The sequence below is a fragment of the Streptomyces sp. NPDC001568 genome, from assembly GCF_042893755.1.
Taxonomy (GTDB): domain Bacteria; phylum Actinomycetota; class Actinomycetes; order Streptomycetales; family Streptomycetaceae; genus Streptomyces.
Map to the genome: position 1 here is coordinate 328,311 of NZ_JBIAVF010000003.1, position 24,511 is coordinate 352,821.

General features: G+C 70.3%; 21 protein-coding genes and 1 riboswitch. Of the genes, 11 read left to right on the forward strand and 10 right to left on the reverse strand.

Annotated elements, in window-relative coordinates; genetic code table 11:
• Window positions 1-37 precede the first annotated feature (37 nt).
• From ACFY0I_RS07310 to ACFY0I_RS07325, 4 genes are all read right to left on the reverse strand, one after another.
• Entirely contained in the window at window positions 38-934 is an 897-nt protein-coding gene (locus tag ACFY0I_RS07310) for a LysR family transcriptional regulator (protein WP_388891377.1), read from the reverse strand.
• Between the two features lie 174 nt (window positions 935-1,108).
• Complete coding sequence (locus ACFY0I_RS07315) at window positions 1,109-2,275, reverse strand: cystathionine gamma-lyase (protein ID WP_388891380.1); 1,167 nt, start codon at window positions 2,273-2,275, stop codon at window positions 1,109-1,111.
• Entirely contained in the window at window positions 2,272-2,775 is a 504-nt protein-coding gene (locus tag ACFY0I_RS07320) for a low molecular weight protein-tyrosine-phosphatase (RefSeq protein WP_388891382.1), read from the reverse strand. The genes ACFY0I_RS07315 and ACFY0I_RS07320 overlap by 4 nt, the downstream gene beginning before the upstream one ends.
• Window positions 2,776-2,785: 10 nt before the next feature.
• Window positions 2,786-3,166: a phage holin family protein gene (locus ACFY0I_RS07325; protein WP_388891385.1), complete on the reverse strand. Its 381-nt coding sequence runs from the start codon at window positions 3,164-3,166 to the stop codon at window positions 2,786-2,788.
• 87 nt (window positions 3,167-3,253) lie between these two features.
• Between ACFY0I_RS07325 and ACFY0I_RS07330 the strand changes: the two genes are divergently transcribed.
• The 4 genes from ACFY0I_RS07330 (at window position 3,254) to ACFY0I_RS07345 (ending at window position 5,562) form a co-directional block, all read left to right on the forward strand.
• Window positions 3,254-3,571, forward strand: coding sequence for a cupin domain-containing protein (locus ACFY0I_RS07330; protein WP_388891388.1), 318 nt, complete (start codon window positions 3,254-3,256; stop codon window positions 3,569-3,571).
• A 146-nt stretch (window positions 3,572-3,717) separates the two neighbouring features.
• Entirely contained in the window at window positions 3,718-3,951 is a 234-nt protein-coding gene (locus ACFY0I_RS07335) for a DUF5326 family protein (RefSeq protein ID WP_388891391.1), read from the forward strand.
• A gap of 318 nt (window positions 3,952-4,269) precedes the next feature.
• The gene (locus tag ACFY0I_RS07340) at window positions 4,270-5,016 is read left to right on the forward strand and encodes an IclR family transcriptional regulator (RefSeq protein ID WP_388891394.1); all 747 of its coding nucleotides are present in this window, start codon (window positions 4,270-4,272) and stop codon (window positions 5,014-5,016) included.
• A 96-nt stretch (window positions 5,017-5,112) separates the two neighbouring features.
• Complete coding sequence (locus ACFY0I_RS07345; protein WP_388891397.1) at window positions 5,113-5,562, forward strand: SsgA family sporulation/cell division regulator; 450 nt, start codon at window positions 5,113-5,115, stop codon at window positions 5,560-5,562.
• A gap of 18 nt (window positions 5,563-5,580) precedes the next feature.
• On the opposite strand, the gene ACFY0I_RS07350 is transcribed toward ACFY0I_RS07345, so the two are convergent.
• Window positions 5,581-6,972, reverse strand: a complete 1,392-nt coding sequence (locus ACFY0I_RS07350; protein WP_388891400.1) for a YibE/F family protein — start codon at window positions 6,970-6,972, stop codon at window positions 5,581-5,583.
• 72 nt (window positions 6,973-7,044) lie between these two features.
• Window positions 7,045-7,189: riboswitch (TPP riboswitch) on the forward strand.
• Here ACFY0I_RS07350 and thiC point away from each other — a divergent pair.
• Together thiC and ACFY0I_RS07360 are read left to right on the forward strand one after the other, a co-directional pair.
• Complete coding sequence (gene thiC, locus ACFY0I_RS07355; RefSeq protein ID WP_388891403.1) at window positions 7,184-8,971, forward strand: phosphomethylpyrimidine synthase ThiC; 1,788 nt, start codon at window positions 7,184-7,186, stop codon at window positions 8,969-8,971. (Overlaps the previous riboswitch by 6 nt.)
• 171 nt (window positions 8,972-9,142) lie before the next feature.
• Window positions 9,143-10,195, forward strand: coding sequence for an aldo/keto reductase (locus ACFY0I_RS07360; protein ID WP_388891822.1), 1,053 nt, complete (start codon window positions 9,143-9,145; stop codon window positions 10,193-10,195).
• Window positions 10,196-10,305: 110 nt separating this feature from the next.
• Here the strand turns inward: ACFY0I_RS07360 and ACFY0I_RS07365 are convergent, their stop codons facing one another.
• Complete coding sequence (locus tag ACFY0I_RS07365; protein WP_388891406.1) at window positions 10,306-11,433, reverse strand: glycosyltransferase; 1,128 nt, start codon at window positions 11,431-11,433, stop codon at window positions 10,306-10,308.
• Window positions 11,434-11,729: 296 nt separating this feature from the next.
• Between ACFY0I_RS07365 and ACFY0I_RS07370 the strand changes: the two genes are divergently transcribed.
• A complete protein-coding gene (locus ACFY0I_RS07370) occupies window positions 11,730-12,626 on the forward strand; it encodes a hypothetical protein (protein WP_388891409.1) in 897 nt (298 codons plus the stop codon).
• Window positions 12,627-12,644: 18 nt separating this feature from the next.
• On the opposite strand, the gene ACFY0I_RS07375 is transcribed toward ACFY0I_RS07370, so the two are convergent.
• From ACFY0I_RS07375 to ACFY0I_RS07385, 3 genes are all read right to left on the reverse strand, one after another.
• A complete protein-coding gene (locus ACFY0I_RS07375) occupies window positions 12,645-13,457 on the reverse strand; it encodes a hypothetical protein (protein ID WP_388891412.1) in 813 nt (270 codons plus the stop codon).
• A gap of 149 nt (window positions 13,458-13,606) precedes the next feature.
• Window positions 13,607-14,878 carry a metallophosphoesterase gene (locus ACFY0I_RS07380; RefSeq protein ID WP_388891824.1) on the reverse strand — a complete coding sequence of 424 codons (1,272 nt, stop codon included), beginning with the start codon at window positions 14,876-14,878 and terminating at the stop codon, window positions 13,607-13,609.
• 215 nt (window positions 14,879-15,093) lie between these two features.
• Complete coding sequence (locus ACFY0I_RS07385) at window positions 15,094-16,209, reverse strand: LacI family DNA-binding transcriptional regulator (RefSeq protein WP_388891415.1); 1,116 nt, start codon at window positions 16,207-16,209, stop codon at window positions 15,094-15,096.
• A gap of 362 nt (window positions 16,210-16,571) precedes the next feature.
• On the opposite strand from ACFY0I_RS07385, the gene hisC reads away from it, so the two are divergent.
• Window positions 16,572-17,654, forward strand: coding sequence for a histidinol-phosphate transaminase (gene hisC / locus ACFY0I_RS07390; RefSeq protein WP_388891418.1), 1,083 nt, complete (start codon window positions 16,572-16,574; stop codon window positions 17,652-17,654).
• 85 nt (window positions 17,655-17,739) lie between these two features.
• Here hisC and ACFY0I_RS07395 read toward each other — a convergent pair whose 3' ends face one another.
• Window positions 17,740-18,108, reverse strand: coding sequence for a cyclophilin-like fold protein (locus ACFY0I_RS07395; RefSeq protein WP_388891421.1), 369 nt, complete (start codon window positions 18,106-18,108; stop codon window positions 17,740-17,742).
• Window positions 18,109-18,297: 189 nt separating this feature from the next.
• Here ACFY0I_RS07395 and ACFY0I_RS07400 point away from each other — a divergent pair, with 189 nt between their 5' ends.
• The 3 genes from ACFY0I_RS07400 to cydD all read left to right on the forward strand — a co-directional run bounded on the left by ACFY0I_RS07400 (window position 18,298) and on the right by cydD (window position 24,492).
• Window positions 18,298-19,803, forward strand: coding sequence for a cytochrome ubiquinol oxidase subunit I (locus tag ACFY0I_RS07400; protein WP_388891424.1), 1,506 nt, complete (start codon window positions 18,298-18,300; stop codon window positions 19,801-19,803).
• An 18-nt stretch (window positions 19,804-19,821) separates the two neighbouring features.
• On the forward strand, window positions 19,822-20,823 hold the full coding sequence (cydB, locus tag ACFY0I_RS07405; RefSeq protein WP_281204923.1) for a cytochrome d ubiquinol oxidase subunit II: 1,002 nt from the start codon (window positions 19,822-19,824) through the stop codon (window positions 20,821-20,823).
• Between the two features lie 90 nt (window positions 20,824-20,913).
• Window positions 20,914-24,492 carry a thiol reductant ABC exporter subunit CydD gene (gene cydD, locus ACFY0I_RS07410; RefSeq protein ID WP_388891427.1) on the forward strand — a complete coding sequence of 1,193 codons (3,579 nt, stop codon included), beginning with the start codon at window positions 20,914-20,916 and terminating at the stop codon, window positions 24,490-24,492.
• Window positions 24,493-24,511: the final 19 nt, after the last annotated feature.

The following is a 24,511-nucleotide window of genomic DNA, read 5'->3' on the forward strand; positions in this document are numbered from 1 at the left end:
CCCGTCTGAAACGCACCACGGGCCGAAAACAGGGAGCTCACCAGTGCGCGGCGGCGCGCAACAGCATGTCGTGGGCGCGGTCGAGGTGGGCCAGGCCCAGGCTGCCGGCCCGTACGGCGAGGAACCAGGTCCGCAGCGGCGGCACGGGCGGCTCCAGCAGGGCCACGATCCGACCGTCGTCCAGGCCGTCCCGGCACAGGTACCGGGGCAGCACGGCGAGTCCGGCGCCGGCGCGGACGCATTCCAGTACGGCGCGCAGGTCGGGGGCGACGACGGTGGCGGCGGCCTCGACCGGCGAGTCGAAGAGGGAGGCCCAGTAGCGGGTCACGAGCGGCAGGCTCTCGTGCACCTCGACGACGGGGATCCCGTCGAGGGCGCCGGGGCCCTTGTCGCGCAGGTGCGCGGGGTCGACGAGCGCGGCCCAGTAGGGCGCCGCGACCAGTACCAGCTCCTCGTCGCACAGGGCGGACGCCGTGAACAGCCCGCCGCGAGGCCGGGCCGTGGTGACGACGAGGTCGTGCTGCCCGGAGGTCAGCCCGTCGAGGGTCGCCTCCGCGCCGCAGGTGAAGGCCGTACGAAGGGTCTGGCCCTGGACGACGAGGGGCGCGAGGGCGGGGAGCACCCGCAGGGAGAGGAATTCGGAGGGTCCGGCGAGGTGCAGGGTGCGTAAGGTGCCCGCGGACTCCCGCTCGGTCTCGGTGATCCGCAGCAGGGCGTCCAGGTGCGGGGCCGCCTTGTGGGCCAGTTCGTCGCCGATCGCGGTGGGCGTGACCCCGCGGGCGCGGCGGTGGAACAGCGGGCGGCCCAGTTGGCGTTCCAGGGTCCGGATCTGCGAGGTGACCGCGGGCTGGGACAGCCCGAGGAGGGTGGCGGCCCGGGTGAACGAGCCGGCCCGATGGACGGCGACGAACGTGCGCAGCAGGGCCAAATCCATGGCAGCCCCTTCCGGTGGGGGCCTTCAACTATAAATATGCCGATAGGCCCCTGTCGTTACCGTGATTGGACTCTGACGCTAAGTCAATTAGCCTTGTTCGTGTGGTTCTTCACCCGCGGAGCCCGGGGCGGTCCGAGCCACCAGGGGGGAGGCTCGGACCGTTTCCCGTGCCGTTCAGGCTCCGGAGGCCGCGCGGTCAAGGGCCCGCAACACGTCGGCGACCAGGTCGTCGGGATCCTCGGCGCCGGCGGAGAACCGGATGAAACCCTCCGGCACGGCGTCGCCGCCCCAGCGGCCGCGCCGCTCCGCGGTGGAGCGGACTCCGCCGAAGCTCGTGGCGTCCTCGACCAGGTGCAGGGCGGCCATGAAGCGTTCCGCGTGTGCACGGTCGGGCAGCGTGAAGGAGACCACCGAGCCGAATCCGGACATCTGCCTGACCGCTGTCTTGTGGGACGGGTCCGAGGGGAGGCCGGGGTAGCGCAGTCCGCTCACCTCGGTGCGGTCGGCGAGCGCTTCGGCGAGCGCGAGGGCGTTGCCCCACTGGCGCTGGGCGCGCAGCTGGATGGTGGCCAGCGAGCGATGGGCGAGCCAGGCTTCCATGGGCCCCGGGATGGCGCCGACGATCTTGCGCCAGCGGCGGACGGCCGCCGCGAGCGCGGGGTCCCGGCAGACGACGTAGCCGAGCAGGAGATCACCGTGACCGGTGAGGCCCTTGGTGCCACTGGCGACGGAGAAGTCCGCGCCGAGTTCCAGCGGCCGCTGTCCGAGCGGCGTGGCGAGGGTGTTGTCAACGGCGACCAGGGTGCCGCCGGCGTGCGCGGTCTCCACGAGGCGGCGCACGTCGCACACGTCGAGCCCCGGGTTGGAGGGGGTTTCGATCCACAGGAGCCGGGCCCCGTCGAGGACCGTCAGCTGGGCGTCGCCGCCGGTCGGGGCGGTGCGCACCACGATCCCGTACGCCTCCAACTGCTCCCGGAGCAGCGGCAGCGCCTGGTAGCCGTCGTCGGGCAGGACGACGGTGTCGCCGGTGCGGGCCTGGGAGAGGAGGACGGCGGAGATCGCCGCCATGCCGGAGGCGAAGACGATGGTCTCCACACCCTCCTGCCCGGGCGCCTCCAGTTCGCCGATGGCGCGTTCCAGCAGGGTCCACGTCGGGTTGCTGTCGCGGCCGTAGGTGTACGGGCCCGTCACGTCACCGGGGAGGTGGAAGTGGGCGGCGAACACGGGTCCCGGCAGGGTCGGTTCGTTCTTCACGGCTTCGGGGAAGCCGGCGCGCACGGCCCGGGTTCCGTCGCCGTACCGGTGCGTCGCGGCGCTCTCGCCGGCGGGATGGTCGTTCACGGGGTGTGCTCCTTCACCGCGGTGCGTACCGCGTCCAGCAGGCCGGGGCTCGCGGCCTCGACCAGCTCCAGGCATTCCTCGAACCCGTCGAGCGGGCCGTAGTACGGGTCGGGTACGTCCAGCGCGGCCGGCGCGTGGCCCGCCGCGGCCGCGGCGTCGTACGAGCGCAGCAGCCGGACCTTGGCCGCGGCCTCCGCGGTCGGCGCGAGGGCCCGCAGGTCCTTCAGATGGCCGGCGTCGAGCGCGATGACGAGGTCGAGGCGGTCGAACCAGGAGGCCCGGAACTGCCGGGCCCGGTGGTCCTGCTCGTACCCGGCGGCCTCCAGCACGGCCACGGTGCGCGGATCGGCGCCGTCACCCTCGTGCCGGCCGCCGGTGCCGGCGCTGTCCACCTCGACCCGGCCCTCCAGTCCGGCCTCGATGACGTGGGCGCGGAAGACCGACTCGGCCATGGGCGAGCGGCAGATGTTGCCGGTGCAGACGAAACAGACGCGGTACATCGTCGGCCGGTCAGTTCTTGTCGGGCAGGGCCAGGTTCACTGCCCAGGAGACGATGGAGATGATCAGGCCGCCGAGGACCGCGGTCCAGAAGCCGTCCACGTGGAAACTGAGGTCGAACTGCTTCGCCAGCCACGAGGTCAGGAGCAGCATCAGGGCGTTCACGACCAGGGTGAACAGACCGAGGGTGAGCACGAACAGGGGGAGGGAGAGCAGCTTCACCAGGGGCTTGACGATGATGTTGACCAAGCCGAAGACCAGCGCGACCAGGATCAGGGTGAGGGCGCGTCGGCCGGTGCTGCTGCCGTCGTCGAGCGTGATGCCCGAGAGCAGCCAGATGGCCACGGCCAGGGCTGCCGCGTTGGCGAGCGTCTTGACTACGAAATTCGTCATGTGTCTGATCGTGGCAGAGAAGATCCTGGTCGGACATCAGCAGATCAGCGGATCCCACGGCAGTAGCGAACGAGGGGCACAGCAACCATGAAGGCCTTCCGGCTGGATGAGCTCGAAGCGGAGAGGGCGGCCAATGACGGCGCCTACCTGCAATTCCTGCGGGAACGGAACATGTCGGCAGGGCTCTACGCCCTCGAAGCGGGGCAGAGCGACCCGCAGCAACCGCACCTGCAGGACGAGGTGTACTTCGTCGTGAGCGGTCGGGCCTCGATCACGGTCGGGGAGGAGACGACGGTGGTGGCCAACGGCAGCGTCGTCTACGTACCGGCCGGGGTGCCGCACAAGTTCCACCACATCACGGAGCCGTTGAAGGTCCTGGTGGTGTTCTCCCCGCCGGAGGGCTGAGGCCGGCCGGGCCCGTCCCGGGGGTCGGCACCCGGTTCCCCTAGGGGGCGGATCAGGGGGTTCCGGGGGCTCTCGGGCCCCCGGCCGTGGCCGGTGGCTCCTAGCATCGGGAGCAGGAAGTCACGGATGAGGAAGAGGTAGAAGACATGGACGGGATCCGAGCGATATTCGCGGGCATGCCCTGGTGGGTCAAGTGGATCGCCGTTCCGGTGCTGGCCATCTTCGTGTTCGGCGGGGTGATCACCAGCATCATCGGCACGCTGATCGGACTCGTCTTCAAGCTGCTGCTCTTCGTCGCCCTCGTCGGCGGTCTGATCTTCGTGGTCAAGAAGTTCAGCGGCAGCGGTTCGAAGTCCTCTTCTTCCTCCACCGAGTGGTGACGAACTCCGCGGTGTGGTGATGAACTCCGCGGTGTGGTGACGAACCCGCGACCCGGACGGTAAGCGATTGACCCATGCGGGGGAACGCGGCACGGCAAAACGCCCACACCGCTGGAATCGGCGGATAGGGTCGCAATCCGTGTCGCTCCCCTGGGCACGTCAGCCCGGTACTCCGTTCCGGACGGGCGGTCGGGTCCGGAACATCCGAGCAACACCCCCAGGAATGACGGCACACGCGGGGGCGGCCCCCGCAGGGCGGGCCCCCAGGTCCGCCGCCACGCCTGGGGGTGAGCTTTGTCTTCGGTTCACAATGCCGGTGTGCCGACTCTGATCGGTTCGGTGCAGCGAGCGCTGAGGCTGCTGGAAGCGGCGGGCTCCCATGCTGAGGGAGCTCCGGCGAAACAACTCGCGCGTGAAGCCGGGCTCCCGCTCCCCACCGCGTACCACCTGTTGCGCACCCTGACGCACGAGGGGTATCTGCGCCGTGTGGGCGGGGTCTTCGTCCTCGGGCCCGCCGCTGGGCGGCTGGCGGGTGCCGGACTTCAGCAGAAACGTCGCAGCATGATCCTCGACTCCCTCGCGCACTTCCGCGACGCGGTCGGGGCACCCGTCTACTTCGCGGTCTACCGCGAGGGTGAGATCGAGGTCGTGGGCGTCTCGGACACCCCGGCCGACCCGGCCTGCGAGGAGTGGGCCGACTTCCGGGCGACCGGCCACGCGCACGCCATCGGCCAGTGCCTGCTGGGCCAGCTCGACGAGAAGTCGCGCAGGGACCACTACGACCGTCACCCGGTCGAGGGGATCACCTCCTACACCGTGCGGGACCTCCACGCACTGGAACAAAGAATCGCTTCCCGGGAGCGGATGGCGCCGGTTACGGAGCGTCAGGAGTACGCGCTGGGCACGGTCTGCGCCGCCATCCCGATCACGGCGGGCGATACCGCCGCAACCATGGCCATTTCGGTCCCCGCGCACCAAGAAAATCGGTTGCCCTATGCGATGGAACGGCTACGGAGTGAAGTAGGCGCGCTGTTGAGTACCCTCTCGTTCTCTATCAGTATCTGAAAACTCACTCCTTGTGATCTCCCAGCGCTTCCACCACTCTTGTCAAGAGGGCTTGGGGGACCATTCCTGGCCACTTCCACTACAGCGGGGTAGGCAATGCGCGAGTCGGTACAGGCAGAGGTCATGATGAGCTTCCTCGTTTCCGAGGAGCTCTCGTTCCGGATCCCGGTGGAACTCCGGTACGACGCTCGTGACCCCTACGCAGTACGCCTCACCTTCCACCTTCCCGGAGACGCGCCCGTGACCTGGGCGTTCGGCCGGGAACTGCTTCTCGACGGCATCAACAAGCCCTGCGGCGACGGCGATGTGCACATCGCCCCCACGCACCCGGACGAGCTGTCAGACGTCCACATCCGACTCCAGGTGGGCGGGGACCGGGCCCTGTTCCGCGCCGGGGCGGCGCCGCTCGTCGCCTTCCTCGACCGCACGGACCGGCTTGTTCCGCTCGGTCAGGAGCGCAACCTCGGCGACTTCGAGGGAGACCTCGACGAGGCGCTCGACAAGATCCTCGCCGAAGCCCAGCAGAACGAACGGAACGCGGGCTGAGGCGCTCTCACCCGTAGCTCAGCGCTTGCGCCGCCGGCCCTTGCCGCCGCGGACCGGCCCCGAGGCCGCCGCGGGGGCCTGGGCGCTCGGCCGGTCCGCGGAGACCACCAGCGCGGCCAGGGCCGTCGTCACGGGCACCGACGCGACCAGGCCGATCGAGCCCACGAGGGTCCGTACGATCTCCTCCGCCACCAGCTCGCTGTTCGCCACCGCTCCTATGCTGCTGTTGGCGATCGAGAACAGCAGTAGCAGGGGCAACGCGGCGCCCGCGTAGGCCAGTACGAGGGTGTTGACCACGGAGGCGATGTGGTCGCGGCCGATCCTGATCGCCGCCCGGTACAAGGCGCGCGGCCCCATCTTCGGGTCGGCCTGGTGGAGTTCCCACACCGCGGAGGTCTGGGTGACGGTCACGTCGTCGAGTACGCCGAGTGAGCCGATGATCACACCTGCGAGCAGCAAACCGCTCATGTCGATGTCGGGGTAGAGGCCGTGGATCAGGCCGGTGTTGTCGTCGGTGTTGCCGCTCAGGAACGCCCAGTCGATGAACACCGAGCCCAACAGGCCGATCAGCATCAGCGAGATCAGCGTGCCGAGGACGGCTACCGAGGTCCTCGCCGTCAGCCCGTGGCACATGTAGAGGGCGATCAGCATGATCGCGCTGGCTCCGACGATCGCGACGACCAAGGGGTTCGAGCCCTGGAGGATCGCCGGGAGGATGAACAGGGTCAGGATCGCGAAGCTGATCACGAGAGCGATGAGGGCGAACAGCCCCCGCAGCCGCCCGACCACGACGACCGCGACGGCGAAGATGCCGGCCAGCACGGCCATCGGCAGTTTCCGGTTCACGTCGATCACCGAGTACTGGAGGTCCCGCGGGGCGTCCGGCGCGTGGGCGACGACCACCTTCTGGCCCTGCTCCAACTGCCGTGGCGCGCCAGGCTGGACGATCTCGAAGAAGGCGCGCCCCTTGTCGGGGCCGCTGCCGACCACCACGGTGGCCTTCTTGCAGTCGCCGTTCTGCGCGGCCTCGGCCTCACGGCCCTGGGGGGTCGACAGGTCGCCCGTCGACGGCACCTGTGAGGCGTTCACCGATTTGCAGTCGACGCTTTCGAGCGCGACCACTTGACCCTGCTGGGTCTGCCGATCGAAGCCCACGCCGGTCCGCTCGTGGGCGGGGGCACCGCCCGGCCACAGGACCGCCATGCCGATGAAGACGGCCGCGGCGAAGGGGATCAGTACCGCGGCGATGACCTTGCGCAGGTGCTTGGAGACGGGAGCCGCCGGCCCGTGACCGTGGCTGTGGGAATGGCCCTGGGCGGGCCCGGCCGCATGCCCGTGGGATGCGTGCTCATGGCCGTGGTGACCCGTGGGTTCGATGGGCTCGGTGGGGGGCTGCGGCGAGGACGTCACCGGCAGATCATCGCAAGAGATGAGGGGGCCCACTGTTCAGCACGCCACAGATGACGCTAGCGTGGGGGCACCTTTGCACAACGCGGGAGCTCGGAGCACCGGGCTGAGAGGGCGCTGATCACCGTACGCACATGAGAATGCGTACGGGAAGAGGCTGCGTCGACCGCCGAACCTGTTACCGGGTAATGCCGGCGTAGGGAGATACGGTCTCATGACCATTCAGGACGCACGCACGCCTGCCGTCAGCCAGGACGCCGACGGCGGGAACGAGCGCCAGCCGGGCTGGCACAAGGGTTACGTGGCGGGCTCCCGCCCCGACATCCGGGTGCCGGTTCGCCAGGTCCACCTCACCAACGGCAAGGACGTGACGCTCTACGACACGTCCGGTCCGTACACCGACCCCCAGATCGAGACGGACGTCCGTCGGGGCCTCGCACCGCTGCGCGAGAACTGGATCATCAGCCGTGGCGACACCGAGGAGTACGCGGGTCGTCCCGCGCGCCCCGAGGACGACGGCATCAAGCACACCTCGCCCCGCGGCGGCCTCAAGAACCTGGACGCGGTCTTCCCGGGCCGCCCCCGGCAGCCCCGCCGCGGCCGTGGCGGCGCCGCCGTCACCCAGCTCGCGTACGCCCGCCGGGGCGAGATCACTCCGGAGATGGAGTACGTCGCGATCCGCGAGAACGTCTCCCCCGAGGTCGTTCGCGAGGAGATCGCCGCAGGTCGAGCCGTCCTTCCGGCCAATGTGAACCACCCCGAGATCGAGCCGATGATCATCGGTAAGCGGTTCCTGGTGAAGGTCAACGCCAACATCGGCAACTCCGCGGTCACCTCCTCGATCGAGGAGGAGGTCGACAAGATGACCTGGGCCACCAAGTGGGGCGCCGACACGGTCATGGACCTCTCGACCGGCCGCAACATCCACACCACCCGCGAGTGGGTGCTGCGCAACTCCCCCGTCCCGATCGGTACCGTGCCGCTCTACCAGGCGCTGGAGAAGGTCGACGGCCGCGCCGAGGACCTGACCTGGGAGATCTACAAGGACACGGTCATCGAGCAGGCCGAGCAGGGCGTCGACTACATGACGGTCCACGCCGGCGTACTCCTGCCGTACGTGCCGCTGACCGCCCGCCGCAAGACCGGAATCGTCTCCCGCGGTGGTTCGATCATGGCCGCGTGGTGCCTGGCGCACCACAAGGAGAACTTCCTCTACACGAACTTCGAAGAGCTCTGCGACATCCTCGCGACCTACGACGTCACGTACTCGCTGGGCGACGGCCTGCGCCCCGGCTCCATCGCCGACGCCAACGACGCCGCGCAGTTCGCCGAGCTGAAGACGCTGGGCGAGCTGAACACCATCGCCAAGCGCCACAACGTCCAGACGATGATCGAGGGCCCGGGCCACGTCCCGATGCACAAGATCAAGGAGAACATCGACCTCCAGCAGGAGATCTGCGAAGAGGCGCCGTTCTACACGCTCGGCCCGCTGACCACGGACGTCGCTCCCGCCTACGACCACATCACCTCGGGCATCGGCGCCGCGATGATCGCCTGGTGGGGCACGGCGATGCTCTGCTACGTCACGCCCAAGGAGCACCTGGGCCTGCCCAACCGGGACGACGTGAAGACCGGCGTCATCACCTACAAGATCGCCGCCCACGCGGCGGACCTGGCCAAGGGGCACCCGGGCGCTCAGGAGTGGGACGACGCCCTGTCGGACGCACGGTTCGAGTTCCGCTGGGAGGACCAGTTCAACCTGGCCCTCGACCCGGACACGGCGCGCGAGTTCCACGACGAGACCCTGCCGGCCGAGCCGGCCAAGACCGCGCACTTCTGCTCGATGTGCGGTCCCAAGTTCTGCTCGATGAAGATCTCGCAGGACATCCGCCGTCAGCACGGCGGGGACCTGAAGGCCGACGAGATCGAGGCGGGCATGGCGGAGAAGTCCGCCGAGTTCGCCGCTGCGGGCAACCGCGTCTACCTGCCGCTGGCGGACTGACGCACTGTTCGGGGGGAGTGCTGCTCCCGAGCGGCGGAGTTCCGTCGTTCGGGAGCAGCGCCATGTCCGAGCCCTGAAGGGTGCCGGGGGGCGGGAGTTCAAGATGACGGCCTGGGGGTTCGGCTCTTGACCTGGAGCGCGCTCCAGGTCCTAGAGTGCGGCCGCATGACCATGGGATACCGAAGTCTTGGTGGTACCGGCATCGAGGTGAGTGCCCACTGCCTGGGCACGATGATGTTCGGCGCGGTGGGGAACCCGGACCACGAGGAGTGCGTGCGGATCATCCATGCCGCACTCGACCGGGGCATCAACTTCGTCGACACCGCGGACATGTACTCCGCCGGTGAGTCCGAGGTGATCGTCGGCAAAGCGCTCAAGGGGCGGCGCGACGACGTCGTGCTCGCCACGAAGGTCCACTTCCGGATGGGCGAGGGCCGCAACTGCAGCGGCAACTCGCGGCGGTGGATCGTGCGGGCGGTGGAGGACAGCCTGCGCCGGCTGGACACCGACTGGATCGACCTCTACCAGGTGCACCGGCCGGACCACACGACCGATGTCGAGGAGACCCTGGCCGTCCTCGGCGACCTGGTCAGGGCCGGCAAGATCCGCTCCTTCGGCTGCTCGACGTTCCCGGCGGAGGAACTCGTCGAGGCGCACCACGTGGCGGAGCGGCGGGCGTTGCCCCGGTTCCGTACGGAGCAGCCGCCGTACTCGATCCTTGCTCGGGGCATCGAGGCGGACGTGCTGCCCGTCGCGCAGCGATACGGAATGGGAGTGCTGACCTGGAGCCCGCTCGCGTCCGGATTCCTGAGCGGGAAGTACCGGCTCGGCGGCCCCATCGACCTGACCTCGGGGCGGGCGGCGCTCACTCCGGCACGGTTCGACCCGGCGATCCCGGGCAACGTCGCCAAGCTGGAGGCCGTGGAGCAGCTGGTCGAACTGGCCGAATCGATCGGCTGCACGCTGCCGGAGCTGGCCGTGGCCTTCCCCGTCGCCCACCCCGCCGTCACCTCGGTGATCATCGGGCCGCGGACGATGGAGCAGATGGAGTCGCTGGTGAAGGGGGCCGGGCTGGTCCTCGACGACGCGGTCCTGGACCGGATCGACGAGATCGTGGCGCCCGGTGTGAACCTCTACCGTCCGGACGGCGTCTGGCGCCCGCCGGCGCTCTCGGACGCCGGCCGGCGCCGTCGGGCGATCGGCGAGCGGGCCGCCGCGTCGTAGACCGGGGCGGGCCGCGATGTTTCACGTGAAACGGGTCCGGTTGTCTCACGGGAGAGACCGGATTCACGTGGACAGCGCCTCGTTGTTTCACGTGAAACGGGACGGTGGAGTCACATGAGAGCGGTTGTCTCACGTGAAACGGGAGCCGTCGTTTCACGTGAAACACGCAGGGACGGGTGGCTGAGGGCGGCTACGGCGAAGGCGCGATTGTCCTCCGTCTGCCGCCGGTACGCCTCCGGCAGGTCGGGCATGGCGAGCAGCCGGTCGCAGGCGTTGAGCGAAGCATTCATGTCGCCGACCCAGTAGGCGTTGATCGAGTGCTCGAAGAGCAGGCCCCACCGGTACACCCAGGGCTGGACGAAGAGCAGGTCGTCCGGTGTCGGCCGATCCAGGGCGGCTGCGGTGATGGCATGCGCCGAGTGGTACCGGCCGAGCATTCTGAGTCGGGCGGCGAGCTCGTAGCAGGCCTCCAGCCGGCCGGGACGCGCGTCCCAGGCGCGTGAGAGCGCATCCATCGCAGCCGGCCAGTCGCCGGTCTCCCCGTGCAGGACACCGACCTGGAGCAGTGCGTAGTAGACCTCCTCGGCCCAGCCGCCCATGCCGGCGCGGCGTTCGTAGAGCTTGATCGAGGCCCCGGTGTCGCCCATGTCCCGCAGGGTCTGGGCGAGGTAGAAGACGGTCCGGGTGTTGGAGGGGTCGCGTTGGAGTTCGGCGCCGAGCAGCCGGGCATCCCGCTCGAATTTGTCGTGCCGGGAGCCGCCGTCGGCGTAGTCCTCGATGACGAGCGCGTCGAGGTTCTCTTGGAGGCCGGGGCGCTGGTCGTTCTCGTCGCGGCGGTCACACGTCAGGTACTCGTGGGTGACGCCTTCGTACCGCCAGGGGAGATCGGCGCGGACGAGGCGCTTGATGCGGTACTCGGTCGCGCCCTCGTGGCGGAGCATGTACGAATCCGCCGTGAGGGCCGGCAGGGGTCCTTCGGGGCGAAGGACGTGGTCGGCGTCCAGGAGCAGCAGGTAGTCGGCCTTGCCGAGGCCGTGCCGGAGGTTGAGGCTGCGGTTGTGCCCGAAATCGACCCACGGTTCCTCGTGGAGCTCTCCGGGGATCCCTTCCAGGGCCGTTCGGATCAGTTGCCGGGTTCCGTCCGTGGATCCCGTGTCGGAGATGACCCAGGTGTCGATGAGTCCCCGTACCGACGTGAGACAGCGCTCGATGACGGCGGACTCGTTCTTCACGATCATGCAGAGGCAAATCGTCGGCTTCACGGGCGCTGACCCTAGGGACGGCGACCGCGGTGAGGGGCGAGGCACGCCGGAGCGCGAACCCGGGTGGCCCCCAGCAGACGACCAACCAGCCCCTTCCGGATGCGCCGTTCCGCTGACGACCGGGCGCGTCGTCACACCGCACGGCAGCAGGGTCCTCAAGATGGCGCCCGGAGTCCGGGCCGACGTCCGAACTTCGGAGAAGCATTCGATCTCGTGCGCGCGAGGAGCGGCAGATGAGTTCTGAAGACAGGTCCCGATCCCCCCTGGGGCCCTTGCCCCGACGAGCGGGCTGGCTGGCCGGAGGAACGTTGGCCTCCGTCGCGCTGGTCCTGGCGGGGATCGTGGCTCCGACGGCGTTCGCGGTGTCACCCGCCGCGAACGTGCCGAGCGTGCGGAGCGGCGGCGGGGATCCCTGCAAGCCGTCGAACCAGAGGCCGGACCGTGGCGACGACGCGACGGCGGCCAAGGCGGACCCGGGCAAGGGGGGTTGCCAGGTCGGACCGACCGGACCGCGTGGCCCCCGTGGACCGAAGGGCGCGACCGGCCCCAGGGGCGCGACGGGAGCGACGGGCGCCACCGGCGCGACGGGACCGGCCGGACCGGCGACGGGCGTCACAGGTCCCCAGGGCCCGACCGGCCCCCAGGGTCTCACCGGGCCGCAGGGCCTGACGGGTCCGCAGGGTCTCACCGGCCCGCAGGGTCTGACGGGGCCGCAGGGCCTGACGGGCCCGCAAGGCGTGACGGGTCCGCAGGGCCTCACCGGACCCGGTGGGCCCTGCAGCGACATCGACTCCTACAACCCGAGCGCGTCCCGCCAGGTCAACGCCGTGCTCACCGACGGCAAGGCCTACGTGGGCATCCGCAGGAACACCCCCACCATCAGCGCGTTCACCTGGTACGACCTGACCAACGGCGGCACGCCGGCGGGCACGTACCCGACCACGGCGTGCGCCATCTCGGTGAGCGAGCAGGCCAACCTGGTGTCGATCGAGGTCCTGACCACCACGAACCTGGTGTACGAGACCACCTGTGACCCGGGCACCGCGCCCGGGGGAGCGCCGATCCTGACCTGCACCAAGACGTGGGAGCAGGTCAACCCGGTGAGTACGGCCACCCTCCGCGGGAAGTTCCGGCAGTTGATCGACGCGGAGCGGTTCAACCGGGACTGAGCCGAGGCCGGTCGGCCCTCACTCCGGTTCGTGCTCCGGGCCACCGAAGTCCGGGCTGGTGAAGTCCGGGGACGCGTAGCCGGGCCGGGGTCCCTGTGAGGCGGATCCGGGACTGGTGAAGTCGGGCCGGGTGTATCCCAGTTGGGGGATGCGCCCGGCCCCTGGTGTGCGGGGGGTCGGATAGCCGTCGGCGCTCGGGTCGGCCAGTGCGTCCCGCAGGAACGGGATGATGCCCCGCTCCAGCAGCGCGTTGCGCCACGCCTCCCGGGCCCGCGAGAGCTCGTCGGGCATCACCACGGTCTCCGCCGCGGCGACCTCCGTCGAGCTGTTGCGCAGGGCCGTCACCAGCAGGCCGATGACGGCGAACAGCAGCGCGGCCACGGTGAGGGCCCCGAACAGCCAGCCCGCCGTCAGCATCGTCTTCGCGAAGGCGGGCTCGGGTTCGATCATCTTCAGGCTGTAGCCCACCAGCAGGAAGATCAGCATGGCGGTGCCGGCCAGGACGGGGGCGAGGACGGCGACGACGGCGCTCACGCCGGCCCCGTCGTCCCGGTCACCCGAGGCGTGCTCCCCGCTGTCGGCGGAGGCCGACCGTGCTTCGCCGCGCAGTTCCGTACGGACCTTCACGTAGTGGTCGTACTCGGCTGCCGCCGCGGCGGTCAGCAGCGCGCTGGCGTTCAGTGCCATCGTGCGCAGTTGCTCGGCGTTCAGCCGTTCGCCCAGGCCGACGAGTTCGGGCCGGTCGTCCGCCGTGCGCAGTGTTTCGTCGAGGAGCCGATCGAACTCGGGTCGGTCTTCGGTCAGCAGGTGCGGAGCGCTGGTCATGTGCATCCCCCGATGCTCCGTACAAGCCGGTTTGCCCGCGTAGACCCCGGGCACCGGCACAAACGGAGGAGAGCCTGCTACGGATAGAGCGATGGTAGAGCGCCCCTGCCACGCCGTGACAGGGGCTTTGCCGAAATACCCCGCTCCGAGAACGCTCAGTCGCTCAGAGGTAGTTGAACGACGAGGAGTTTGCCCGCCATGGTGACGCCGCCGTCCATGGCGATGGCCAGGCCCTCCGCGTACACGTGCGGTCCGTCCACGGCCTCCGGACCGCGGGACTCGTCGCCGTCCTCGGTGCCCACTTCGCCGAGCAGGTAGGGGATGGGGCTGTGTCCGTGGACGACGCGCCCGCCGCCGTAGGTGCCGAGCAGCTCCCGCACCGCTTGGGGGCCCGTGCCCTCGTCGCGGAAGGCGAAGCGCTTGGTGAACTTGCGGAACAGGTCCCAGGTGATGTCGGCGTCGTTGCGGTTGAGGAGTTCGTGGATGGTGTCGTTGACGTCCTCGATGGAGTCGCCGTAGTCGAGGTACGCGGTGGTGTCGGAGTGCAGCAGCAGGTGCCCGTCCTCCAACGTGGCCGCGTCCAGGCGGGACATCCACTGCAGGTGGACGTCCTCCAGGCGCTCCATGTCGGTGCGTTGGCCACCGTTGAGCAGCCAGGCGGCCTGGAAGGTGGCCGTGCCCGCCCCCGAGTGGACGGGGGTGTCGCCGAACCGCTTGGCGCCGATCAGCAGGAGTTCGTGGTTGCCCATGAGGGCCTTGCAGTAGCCGCCGGCCGCGGCGGCCTCGGCGGAGAGCCGCATGACGAGGTCGATCACGCCGATGCCGTCGGGTCCCCGGTCCGTGAAGTCGCCGAGGAACCAGAGCCGCGCGTTGCCGGCGGACCAGCGGCGGTCGGCGTCGATGAGGTCCTGGGCCTGGAGTTCCGTGACCAGTTCGTCGAGGTACCCGTGGACGTCGCCGACCACGTACAGCGGGCCCGGGCCGGAGGCGGGAGCCTCCTGGGGGACGTACTGGACCTGGACGGTGTCGCCGGGGCCGCCCTGCGCGCCGCGGCCGATGACGGGCAGGTCCCGCTGGGTGGGCGTGTAGCCGTCGTCGGGCTCGTCGTCGGCGGGGTCGGGTGCGTGGACGTCCGCCTGGGCCACGGCTGTGCGCTGCTGCGGAACGGTGTCCGGCGCGGGACGGGCCGTCGGGGCGGAGCCGAGGTATTCGGGGTGTCCCGGCGCCCAGCCGGGCACCGGGGGCGCGGCCGTCGGGGCCCCGCCGTAGTACGCGGGGTGCCCGCCGTACCCGGGGACGTCCCCGGGCAGGCCGGGGGGCGTCTTGTGCTGCGCGGGTTCGCTGACCGGCACCCGGAAGTCCCGCAGCGTGTCCGTCCGCATCGCGGGTCCCTGACCGGCCCCCTGAGTCATCGACCCCTCCACCACCGTCGCGCTGCCGTACACCTGCGGACCCTCCTGACCTCCGGGTCGGAGGGTCCGTGATGTCGTGCGCCCATCATAGGAATGCAGCTCGCGCTCTGTGACGCACCAGGGGTGGTGAATCCTGACCGGAGCCTGTTGTTCCTACTGTTTTGTCTCGATATCGGTGTTGCTGAAATCCTGGGCGGGGCCGTCGACCCCGCCGTGCCGTGGCCCGGAGGTCAGTCCTGGGCCGGTGAACGGGGTGGGCTGACGGTGGTTCGGGGGGTCCTGCGCTGCGAGGAGGTGCGGATGATGAGTTCGGTCGGAATGACCTGCTCAAGGGGTCGTCCGGTGTCGACCCCCTCGATCGCGTCGATCAGCAACTGCACGACGGCGGTGCCGATGCGGCGCGGTTTGAGGGAGAGCGTGGTGATGGGCGGTTCGGTGGTGGCGTAGACGGTGGATTCGCTGCAACACACGAGGAGCAGGTCCTCCGGAACGCGCAGGCCGTAGCGCCTGGCCGCGGCGAGGAGATCGGTGCCGTTGGGGTCGAAGAGCCCGTACACGGCATCGGGCCGGTCGGGCCGGGCGAGCAGTCGGTCGGCGGCCACGGCCCCGGCGCACGGGTCGTGGGCGGGGTAGGACTCGTATACCGGGTCCTGGCCCACGCGTTCGCACCAGCTGAGGTAGGCGGTGGTGGAGAGCCGGGTGTAGGTGTCGGTGGTGGTGCCGGTCAGCAGCCCGATGCGGCGGGCGCCGGCGGCTGCGAGGTGGTCGAGGAGGCCGAGGACGGCCGCTTCGTGGTCGTTGTCGACCCAGGCGGTGACGGGGAGGGTGCCGGCCGGTCGGCCGTCGGAGACCACGGGGAGTCCCTGACGGACCAGCTCGCTGACCACGGGGTCGTGGTCGGACGGGTCGATCACGACGGTGCCGTCGAGGGCCACGTTGGACCAGACGTCGTGTCGTGAGGTGGCGGGGAGGATGACGAGGGCGTACCCACGGGCGAGCGCGGCGGAGGTGGCGGCCCGTGCCATCTCCGCGAAGTACGCGAATTCGGTGAAGGTGAAAGGTTCATCCCCGTACGTCGTCACGGTCAGGCCGATGAGGCCCGACTTGCCGGTACGGAGGGTGCGGGCGGCCGCGGAAGGGCGATAGCCCAGCCGGTCGGCGACCTCGCGGACGTGGCGGCGGGTGGCGTCCGGCAGCCGCCCCTTGCCATTGAGCGCGTCGGAGACGGTTGTGATGGAGACGCCCGCTGCGGCGGCCACGTCTCTGATGCCGGCCCGGCCCTGTCGGCCGCCGACTCGCCGGGTGGTCTCGGCCCGGCTCACCTGATGCTTCCCTGCTGCTGTCATGGCGAGCCGATAGTAGGGCTCGGTGGGGTGGGTGGTCCGGGTGCATATGCACGCGTTGACAGGCACGATTCTGCATGTTTCGCCACCCCCAATGACCTTGGAAACGAAGGTCATTGATCGCTCTGGGTGAGGGTGCCGCTTGTCGTCGGGTACGAGCATGCCAAAACGGGGCCGTCCCGGACCGGTCGCAACTCACCTGCACGAGGGACGCGCGCCACGGCGCAGGCCACCGGCGCGCGCATATATGCGTGCGCTCCCCCAGTGTTCCGGGCGCCCGCCATTCTCGGATCGACGGAATCCTCATAAGGTGAGCAGTATTGAGTCGACGGTGCCGTCGACGGGACGGTCGAGGAGGACCTGCGGTGAGCGAGAAGAGCCCGAAGCTGCGCGCCGAGCTGGACGGCATTCCCACCTACAAGCCCGGAAAGCCCGCTGCCACCGGCGGGCCCGTGGCGTTCAAGCTGTCCTCGAACGAGAACCCGTACCCGCCGCTGCCGGGTGTCCTGGAGAGCGCGGTCGCCGCAGCGGGCCGCTTCAACCGCTACCCGGACATGGCCTGCACGGGCCTGGTGAACGAGCTGGCCGACCGGTTCGGGGTGCCGGTCGAGCACATCGCGACGGGCACCGGCTCCGTCGGAGTGGCCCAGTCGCTGATCCAGTCCACGGCGGGCCCCGGCGACGAGGTCATCTACGCCTGGCGGTCCTTCGAGGCCTACCCGATCATCGTGCAGATCTCGGGTGCGACGTCGGTCCAGGTGCCCCTCACCGACGGGGACGTCCACGACCTGGACGCCATGGCCGAGGCCATCACGGACCGGACGCGCCTGATCTTCGTCTGCAACCCGAACAACCCCACCGGCACCGCGGTGCGCCGCGCCGAGCTGGAGCGCTTCCTGGACCGGGTGCCCTCGGACATCCTGGTGGTGCTGGACGAGGCCTACCGCGAGTTCGTGCGCGACGCCGACGTCCCGGACGGCATCGAGCTCTACCGCGACCGCCCGAACGTCGCCGTGCTGCGCACGTTCTCCAAGGCGTACGGACTGGCCGGCCTGCGGGTCGGATTCGCGGTGGCGCACGAGCCGGTCGCGGCCGCGCTGCGCAAGACGGCGGTCCCTTTCGGTGTCAGCCAGCTCGCCCAGGACGCCGCGGTCGCTTCGCTGCGCGCCGAGGACGAGCTGATGGGCCGGGTCGGCTCGCTGGTGGGCGAGCGCGCGCGGGTGCACAGCACGCTGCTCGCCCAGGGTTGGACGGTCGTGCCGGACACCCAGGCCAACTTCGTCTGGATGCGGCTGGGGGAGCGGACCGCCGAGTTCGCGGCGGCCTGCGAGAAGGCCGGTGTGGTGGTCCGGCCCTTCGCGGGTGAGGGCCTGCGGGTCACGATCGGTGAGACCGAGGCGAACGACCTCTTCCTGCACACGGCCGCGGCGTTCTTCAAGGAGCTCTAGCCACGGCCTTCAAAGAGCTGTAGCCACGGCCGAAGCCCGGGAGCGCGTGGCCGTGGCGCCGGGCGGCGGCCCCTGCGGGGCGCGCTTACGCGAGCTCGACGCGGATGGGGTCGCCGTCGCGGACGGTGGACAGCAGGCGGGGGTCGCCGTCGAACGAGCCGAGGACGTTGCACGGGCTCGCCAGGCGGCTCTCGCCTCCGCGCGAGATGGGCGTGGGGCCGTAGGGCAGCGCGAGCGCGTCGCCCTCGGTCCAGAACGCGACGGTGCCCGGGGCGACGACCTGCTGGGCGTCGTGTTCCAGGGCGACGGACACGCCGGTGTCGAAGTAGACCTCCTCGCCCCAGGTGTTGGCGGAGGCCGAGATCGGGAGGGCTTCGACCAGGGCCTTGCCGGTCGGGGTCTCGTCGAGGGTCGCGGTGAGCTGGCCGGCGGGCCAGGAGATTCTTATCTGCATGCGCCGCATTCAACAATCTGTTGAATGTCTTGGCTAGGGGACCCCCGCTTCACGGACGTCCGAACCTGTGCGCCATAATGCTTGTGAATATGAACGCGTTCACAAGCGTGTCCTGCTTCCTCCCGAATTGAGCGGGACACAAACGGCAGACTGCCGCTGTGACCACGGTGACCCGAAGGAGACGAGGACGTGGACCTAGCTTTGGCGCCGGAGACGCTGGCGCGATGGCAGTTCGGCATTACCACCGTCTACCACTTCCTGTTCGTACCCCTGACGATCTCGCTCGCCGCGCTCACCGCCGGCCTGCAGACCGCATGGGTGCGGAGCGAGAACGAGAAGTACCTCAGGGCCACCAAGTTCTGGGGCAAGCTCTTCTTGATCAATATCGCGATGGGTGTCGTCACCGGCATCGTCCAGGAGTTCCAGTTCGGCATGAACTGGTCCGACTACTCGCGCTTCGTCGGCGACATCTTCGGGGCCCCGCTGGCCTTCGAGGCCCTGATCGCGTTCTTCTTCGAGTCCACCTTCATCGGCCTGTGGATCTTCGGCTGGGACAAGCTGCCCAAGAAGATCCACCTCGCCTGCATATGGATGGTGTCGATCGGCACCATCCTGTCCGCGTACTTCATCCTCGCGGCCAACTCCTGGATGCAGCACCCCGTCGGCTACCGGATCAACGAGGAGCGCGGCCGCGCCGAGCTCACCGACTTCTGGCTGGTCCTCACCCAGAACACCGCGCTGACCCAGTTCTTCCACACGATCACGGCGGCGTTCCTGGTCGGCGGCGCGTTCATGGCCGGCATCGCCGCGTACCACCTGGCGCGCAAGAAGCACGTGCCGGTCATGAGGAGCTCGCTGCGTCTCGGCCTCGTCGTCATGATCATCGCCGGCATGGGGACCGCCATCAGCGGCGACCTGCTCGGCAAGGTGATGTACAAGCAGCAGCCGATGAAGATGGCCGCCGCCGAGGCCCTGTGGGACGGCGAGGCACCCGCGCCCTTCTCCGTCTTCGCCTACGGAGACGTCGACAAGGGCCACAACAAGGTCGCGATCGAGATACCCGGCCTGCTGTCCTTCCTGGCCAACGACGACTTCACCTCCTTCGTCCCGGGCATCAACGACGTCAACAAGGCCCAGCAGGAGAAGTTCGGACCGGGCGACTACCGGCCCAACATCCCCGTCGCCTACTGGGGCTTCCGCTGGATGATCGGCTTCGGCATGGCCTCGCTCGCCATCGGCGCCGTGGGCCTGTGGCTGACCCGCAAGAAGTTCCTGCTGCCGCAGGGTCTGCGCACCGGACCGGACGAGGTGCCGAACCTGGTCCTCTTCAAGAAGGCCCTGAGCCCGCGCTTCGCCAACCTGTACTGGATCGTCGCCCTCTGGACCATGGGCTTCCCGCTCATAGCCAACTCCTGGGGCTGGATCTTCACCGAGATGGGCCGCCAGCCCTGGGTCGTCTACGGGGTCCTGCGCACCCGGGACGCCGTCTCGCCGAACGTCACCCAGGCCGAGGTCCTGACCTCGATGATCGGCTTCACCCTGCTGTACGCCGTCCTCGCGGTGATCGAAGTCAAACTGCTCGTGAAGTACGTCAAGCTCGGCCCCCCCGAACTCACCGAGGCCGACCTGAACCCGCCGACGAAGATCGGCGGAGACGACAAGAACCCCGACCGTCCGATGGCCTTCTCGTACTGAGACAGCGGAGACCACCCCATGCAACTCCACGACGTCTGGTTCGTCCTCATCGCCGTCCTGTGGATCGGCTACTTCTTCCTGGAGGGCTTCGACTTCGGAGTCGGCGTACTCACCAAGCTGCTCGCCCGTGACCGCACGGAGAAGCGGGTCCTGATCAACACGATCGGGCCCGTCTGGGACGGCAACGAGGTGTGGCTGCTCACCGCCGGCGGCGCGACCTTCGCCGCCTTCCCCGAGTGGTACGCCACGCTCTTCTCGGGCTTCTACCTGCCGCTGCTGATCATTCTGGTCTGCCTCATCATCCGGGGCGTCGCCTTCGAGTACCGGCACAAGCGGCCGGAGGACAAGTGGCAGACCAACTGGGAACACGCGATCTTCTGGACCTCGCTGATCCCCGCGTTCCTGTGGGGCGTGGCCTTCGCGAACATCGTGCGCGGCGTGAAGATCGACCAGGACATGGAGTACGTCGGGACCTTCCTGGACCTGCTCAACGTCTACTCGATCCTGGGCGGCCTGGTCACCCTCACCCTGTTCACCTTCCACGGCGCGGTGTTCACTTCGCTCAAGACGGTCGGTGACATTCGGGAGCGCTCGCGCACGCTGGCCACCCGGCTCGGCGTGGTCACCGCGGTGCTGGCGCTCGTCTTCCTGATCTGGACGCAGGTCTCGCGCGGTGACGGATGGAGCCTGATCGCGATGGCCGTCGCGGTGCTCGCGCTGGTCGGAGCCCTGGGCTTCAACCTGGCGGGCCGTGAGGGCTGGTCGTTCGCGCTCTCGGGAGTCACCATCGCGGCCGCCGTCGCGATGCTGTTCCTGACGCTCTTCCCGAACGTCATGCCGTCCTCGCTGAACGACGCCTGGAACCTCACGGTCACCAACGCCTCGTCCAGCCCGTACACCTTGAAGATCATGACCTGGTGTGCGGCCGTGGCCACCCCGCTCGTCCTGCTCTACCAGGGTTGGACCTACTGGGTGTTCCGCAAGCGGATCGGGACGCAGCACATCGTCGACGCGCACTGACACCGCGGCACCTGCTCCTCCGCTGCCGGCTCCTCCCGCTCGACCCGATGCCCGACTCTCCTGCTCGACCCTGCCGAGGAGATGTTTCACGTGAAACCGATCGATCCGCGCCTGCTGCGGTACGCCCGTTCCACCCGCCTCTTCCTGGGAGCGGTGGTGCTCCTCGGGCTTGCCGGAGCGGGGCTGGTCGTCGGCCAGGCGATGCTCATCGCCGAGATCGTGGTCGGAGCCTTCGAGCAGGGACTCGGCGCCGGCGAGCTGCGCACCCCGCTGCTGCTCCTCGCGGCGGTGGCCGTGGGGCGCGCTCTGGTCGCCTGGCTCACGGAACTGGCCGCGCACCGGGCCGGGGCGGCGGTCAAGTCCGAGCTGCGGCTGCGGTTGCTGGACCGCGCCGCCGACCTGGGACCCGGCCCGACCGGCGGCCGGCGGACCGGGTCGCTGGTGGCCCTGGCCACCCGGGGGGTGGACGCGCTCGACGACTACTTCTCCCGCTACCTTCCCCAGCTCGGGCTCGCCGTCGTCGTACCGGTGGCGGTCCTCGCCCGGATCGTCACCGAGGACTGGGTGTCCGCGGCCATCATCGTGGTCACCCTCCCGCTGATCCCGCTGTTCATGATCCTGATCGGCATGGCCACCCAGTCCCGGATGGACCGCCAGTGGCGCCTGCTGTCACGGCTGTCGGGGCACTTCCTGGACGTGGTCGCCGGACTCCCGACGCTGAAGGTCTTCGGTCGGGCCAAGGCCCAGGCCGAGTCCATCCGCAGGATCACCGACGACTACCGCCAGGCCACGATGCGCACGCTGCGCATCGCCTTCCTCTCCTCGTTCGCGCTGGAGCTGCTCGCCACGCTGTCGGTCGCCCTGGTCGCGGTGACCATCGGCATGCGGCTCGTCCACGGCGAACTCGACCTCTACACCGGACTGGTCATCCTGATCCTGGCGCCGGAGGCCTACCTGCCGCTGCGACAGGTGGGGGCCCAGTACCACGCGGCCGCCGAGGGCCTGGCAGCGGCGGAGGAGATCTTCGAGGTGCTGGAGACGGAGGCGCCGGCGACGGCCGGCGGCGTCCGGGTGCCCGACTCCGAGCTGCGGATCGAGTTCGACGGTGTCGAGGTCCGCTACGAGGGCCGGAGCGCGAGCTCGCCCGGTCCTGTGTCGTTGGTCGTCGAGCCGGGCGAGTGCGTCGCCCTCACCGGGCCGAGCGGCGCGGGCAAGTCCACGCTGCTGAACGTGCTGCTGGGCTTCGTCACGCCGACGGCCGGACGGGTGCGGATCGGCGCCGTCGACCAGGCCGAGCTGTCCTTGGAGCAATGGCGGGAGCGGATCGCGTGGGTGCCGCAGCGGCCACACCTCTTCGCGGGGAGCATCGCCGAGAACGTACGGCTGGCCCGGCCCGGGGCCCGCGACGAGGACGTGGAAGCGGCGCTGCGGGACGCCGGTGCGTGGGAGTTCGTCTCCGCGCTGCCGGGCGGTATCCGTACGGCGCTGGGTGAGGGCGGGGTCGGCCTGTCGGCGGGCCAGCGCCAGCGCCTCGCGTTGGCCCGCGCCTTCCTCGCGGACCGCCCGGTGCTGCTGCTGGACGAGCCGACGGCGGCTCTGGACGGGGAGACCGAGGCGGCCGTCGTGGACGCCGTGCGCCGCCTCGCGGTGGGCCGGACCGTGCTGCTGGTCGTGCACCGCCCGGCACTGCTGGCGGTGGCCGACCGGGTGGTGGCGGTCGGCGAGGGCGCGGCGGAGACCGCCGCTTCGGTCGACGGGTCCGTGGCACCGGTCGACGGCTCCGTGGCCGCCGACCGGGACGCGCTGCCCGGCGCCGAGACGTCGCGGGGTCGGGTCCCGGTGGCCGACCCCGGGGAATGGATCCTCGGGCCGACCGTGGAGCGGGCCGCCGCGGTGGGCCGCGCCGGGACGGGCGGCGGTGACCCGCTGAGTCGGGTACGGGCCGCGGCCGCCGCCTGGCAGGGACGGTTCCGGCTCGGGCTGCTGCTCGGGGCGCTCGCCGTCGGGTGCAGCGTCGGGCTGCTGGCCGTGTCGGGGTGGCTCATCTCGCGCGCCTCCGAGCAGCCGCCCGTGCTCTACCTGATGGTCGCCGTCACGGCGACGCGGGCCTTCGGCCTGGGGCGGGCCGTGTTCCGCTACGCCGAGCGGCTCGTCTCGCACGACGCCGTCCTGCGGATGCTGGCCGACCTGCGGGTCTCCGTGTACCGCCGGCTGGAGCGGATCGCCCCCGCCGGGTTGCGCGAACAGCGGCGCGGGGACCTGCTGTCCCGGCTGGTGGCCGACGCCGACGCCCTTCAGGACTACTGGCTGCGCTGGCTGCTTCCCGTCGGCACGGCGGTGCTCGTCGGAACCGGGTCGGTGGCGTTCACGGCCTGGCTGCTGCCCGAGGCCGGCGCGGTCCTCGCGGTGGGTCTGCTCGCGGCAGGCGTCGGGGTCCCGCTGATCAGCGGTGCCTGCGCGCGGCGTGCGGAGCGACGGCTGGCTCCGGCACGGGGCGAACTCGCCACCCGGGTCGCCGATCTGCTCACGGGTACGGCCGAACTCACCGTCGCCGGGGCCTTGGCCGGCCGCAAGGACCTGGCACGCGAGAGCGACGGGGTACTGACCCGGATCGCCTCGCGCGGCGCCTTCGCCACCGGACTCGGCGGCGGCCTGTCCGCTCTGGTGTGCGGGCTGACCGTGGTGTTCGCCGCGCTCGCCGGCGCGGCCGGCGTCGCCGGTGGACGGCTCTCCGGGGTGGCCATGGCAGTGGTCGTACTGACCCCCCTCGCCGCGTTCGAAGCGGTCAGCGGGCTTCCGCTCGCGGTTCAGTACCGCCAGCGGGTGCGACGCAGCGCCGAGCGGGTCTACGAGGTACTCGACGCGCCGGTGCCGGTCACCGAGCCGGCCGAGCCCCTGGAGGCACCGGCCTCGCCCTTCCCGCTGCGGCTGACCGGCCTCGCCGCACGCCACCCCGGGCAGGAACGGGACGCCCTGCACGGGACGGACCTGACGCTGGAAGCGGGCCGTCGCATCGCCGTGGTCGGGCCCTCCGGCTCGGGCAAGACCACGCTGGCGCAGGTCCTGCTGCGGTTCCTGGACCCGAGCGACGGTACGTACACCCTGGGCGGGATCGACGTGCGCGCCCTCGACGGCGACGACGTGCGCCGCGCCGTGGGGCTGTGCGCCCAGGACGCCCACCTCTTCGACAGCTCGGTCCGCGAGAACCTCCGGCTGGCCCGTCCCGCTGCGAGCGAGGCCGAGCTGCGCGAGGCGCTGGCGGCGGCCCGGCTGCTGGAGTGGGTCGAGGGACTCCCGGACGGGCTGGACACCCTCGTCGGTGAACACGGGGAGCGGATCTCGGGCGGCCAGCGGCAGCGGCTGGCCCTGGCCCGGGCGCTGCTCGCGGACTTCCCCGTGCTGGTCCTGGACGAGCCCGCCGAACACCTGGACCTCGCGACCGCGGACGCGCTGACCTCGGACCTGCTGGCAGCCACCGAGGGCCGGACCACGGTGCTGATCACGCACCGGCTCGCCGGGCTGGAGGCCGTCGACGAGGTGCTGGTCCTGGACCGGGGCGCCGTCGTACAGCGCGGCGCCCACGCGGAGCTGGCCGCCGTCGAAGGGCCGCTGCGCACGCTCCTGGACCGGGAGCGCGAGGCGGACGGACTGTTGGCCGGTCGCGGCTGAGGCTCCCCGGCGGTTTCGC

Bases quoted from the DNA above. Each gene is read 5' to 3' on its own strand.
- ACFY0I_RS07310 (WP_388891377.1), bottom strand. From the start codon at position 934: ATGGATTTGGCCCTGCTGCGCACGTTCGTCGCCGTCCATCGGGCCGGC.
- ACFY0I_RS07320 (WP_388891382.1), bottom strand. From the start codon at position 2,775: ATGTACCGCGTCTGTTTCGTCTGCACCGGCAACATCTGCCGCTCGCCC.
- ACFY0I_RS07325 (WP_388891385.1), bottom strand. From the start codon at position 3,166: ATGACGAATTTCGTAGTCAAGACGCTCGCCAACGCGGCAGCCCTGGCC.
- ACFY0I_RS07330 (WP_388891388.1), top strand. From the start codon at position 3,254: ATGAAGGCCTTCCGGCTGGATGAGCTCGAAGCGGAGAGGGCGGCCAAT.
- ACFY0I_RS07335 (WP_388891391.1), top strand. From the start codon at position 3,718: ATGGACGGGATCCGAGCGATATTCGCGGGCATGCCCTGGTGGGTCAAG.
- ACFY0I_RS07345 (WP_388891397.1), top strand. From the start codon at position 5,113: ATGCGCGAGTCGGTACAGGCAGAGGTCATGATGAGCTTCCTCGTTTCC.
- thiC (WP_388891403.1), top strand. From the start codon at position 7,184: ATGACCATTCAGGACGCACGCACGCCTGCCGTCAGCCAGGACGCCGAC.
- ACFY0I_RS07360 (WP_388891822.1), top strand. From the start codon at position 9,143: ATGGGATACCGAAGTCTTGGTGGTACCGGCATCGAGGTGAGTGCCCAC.
- ACFY0I_RS07365 (WP_388891406.1), bottom strand. From the start codon at position 11,433: ATGATCGTGAAGAACGAGTCCGCCGTCATCGAGCGCTGTCTCACGTCG.
- ACFY0I_RS07375 (WP_388891412.1), bottom strand. From the start codon at position 13,457: ATGCACATGACCAGCGCTCCGCACCTGCTGACCGAAGACCGACCCGAG.
- ACFY0I_RS07385 (WP_388891415.1), bottom strand. From the start codon at position 16,209: ATGACAGCAGCAGGGAAGCATCAGGTGAGCCGGGCCGAGACCACCCGG.
- ACFY0I_RS07395 (WP_388891421.1), bottom strand. From the start codon at position 18,108: ATGCAGATAAGAATCTCCTGGCCCGCCGGCCAGCTCACCGCGACCCTC.
- cydB (WP_281204923.1), top strand. From the start codon at position 19,822: ATGCAACTCCACGACGTCTGGTTCGTCCTCATCGCCGTCCTGTGGATC.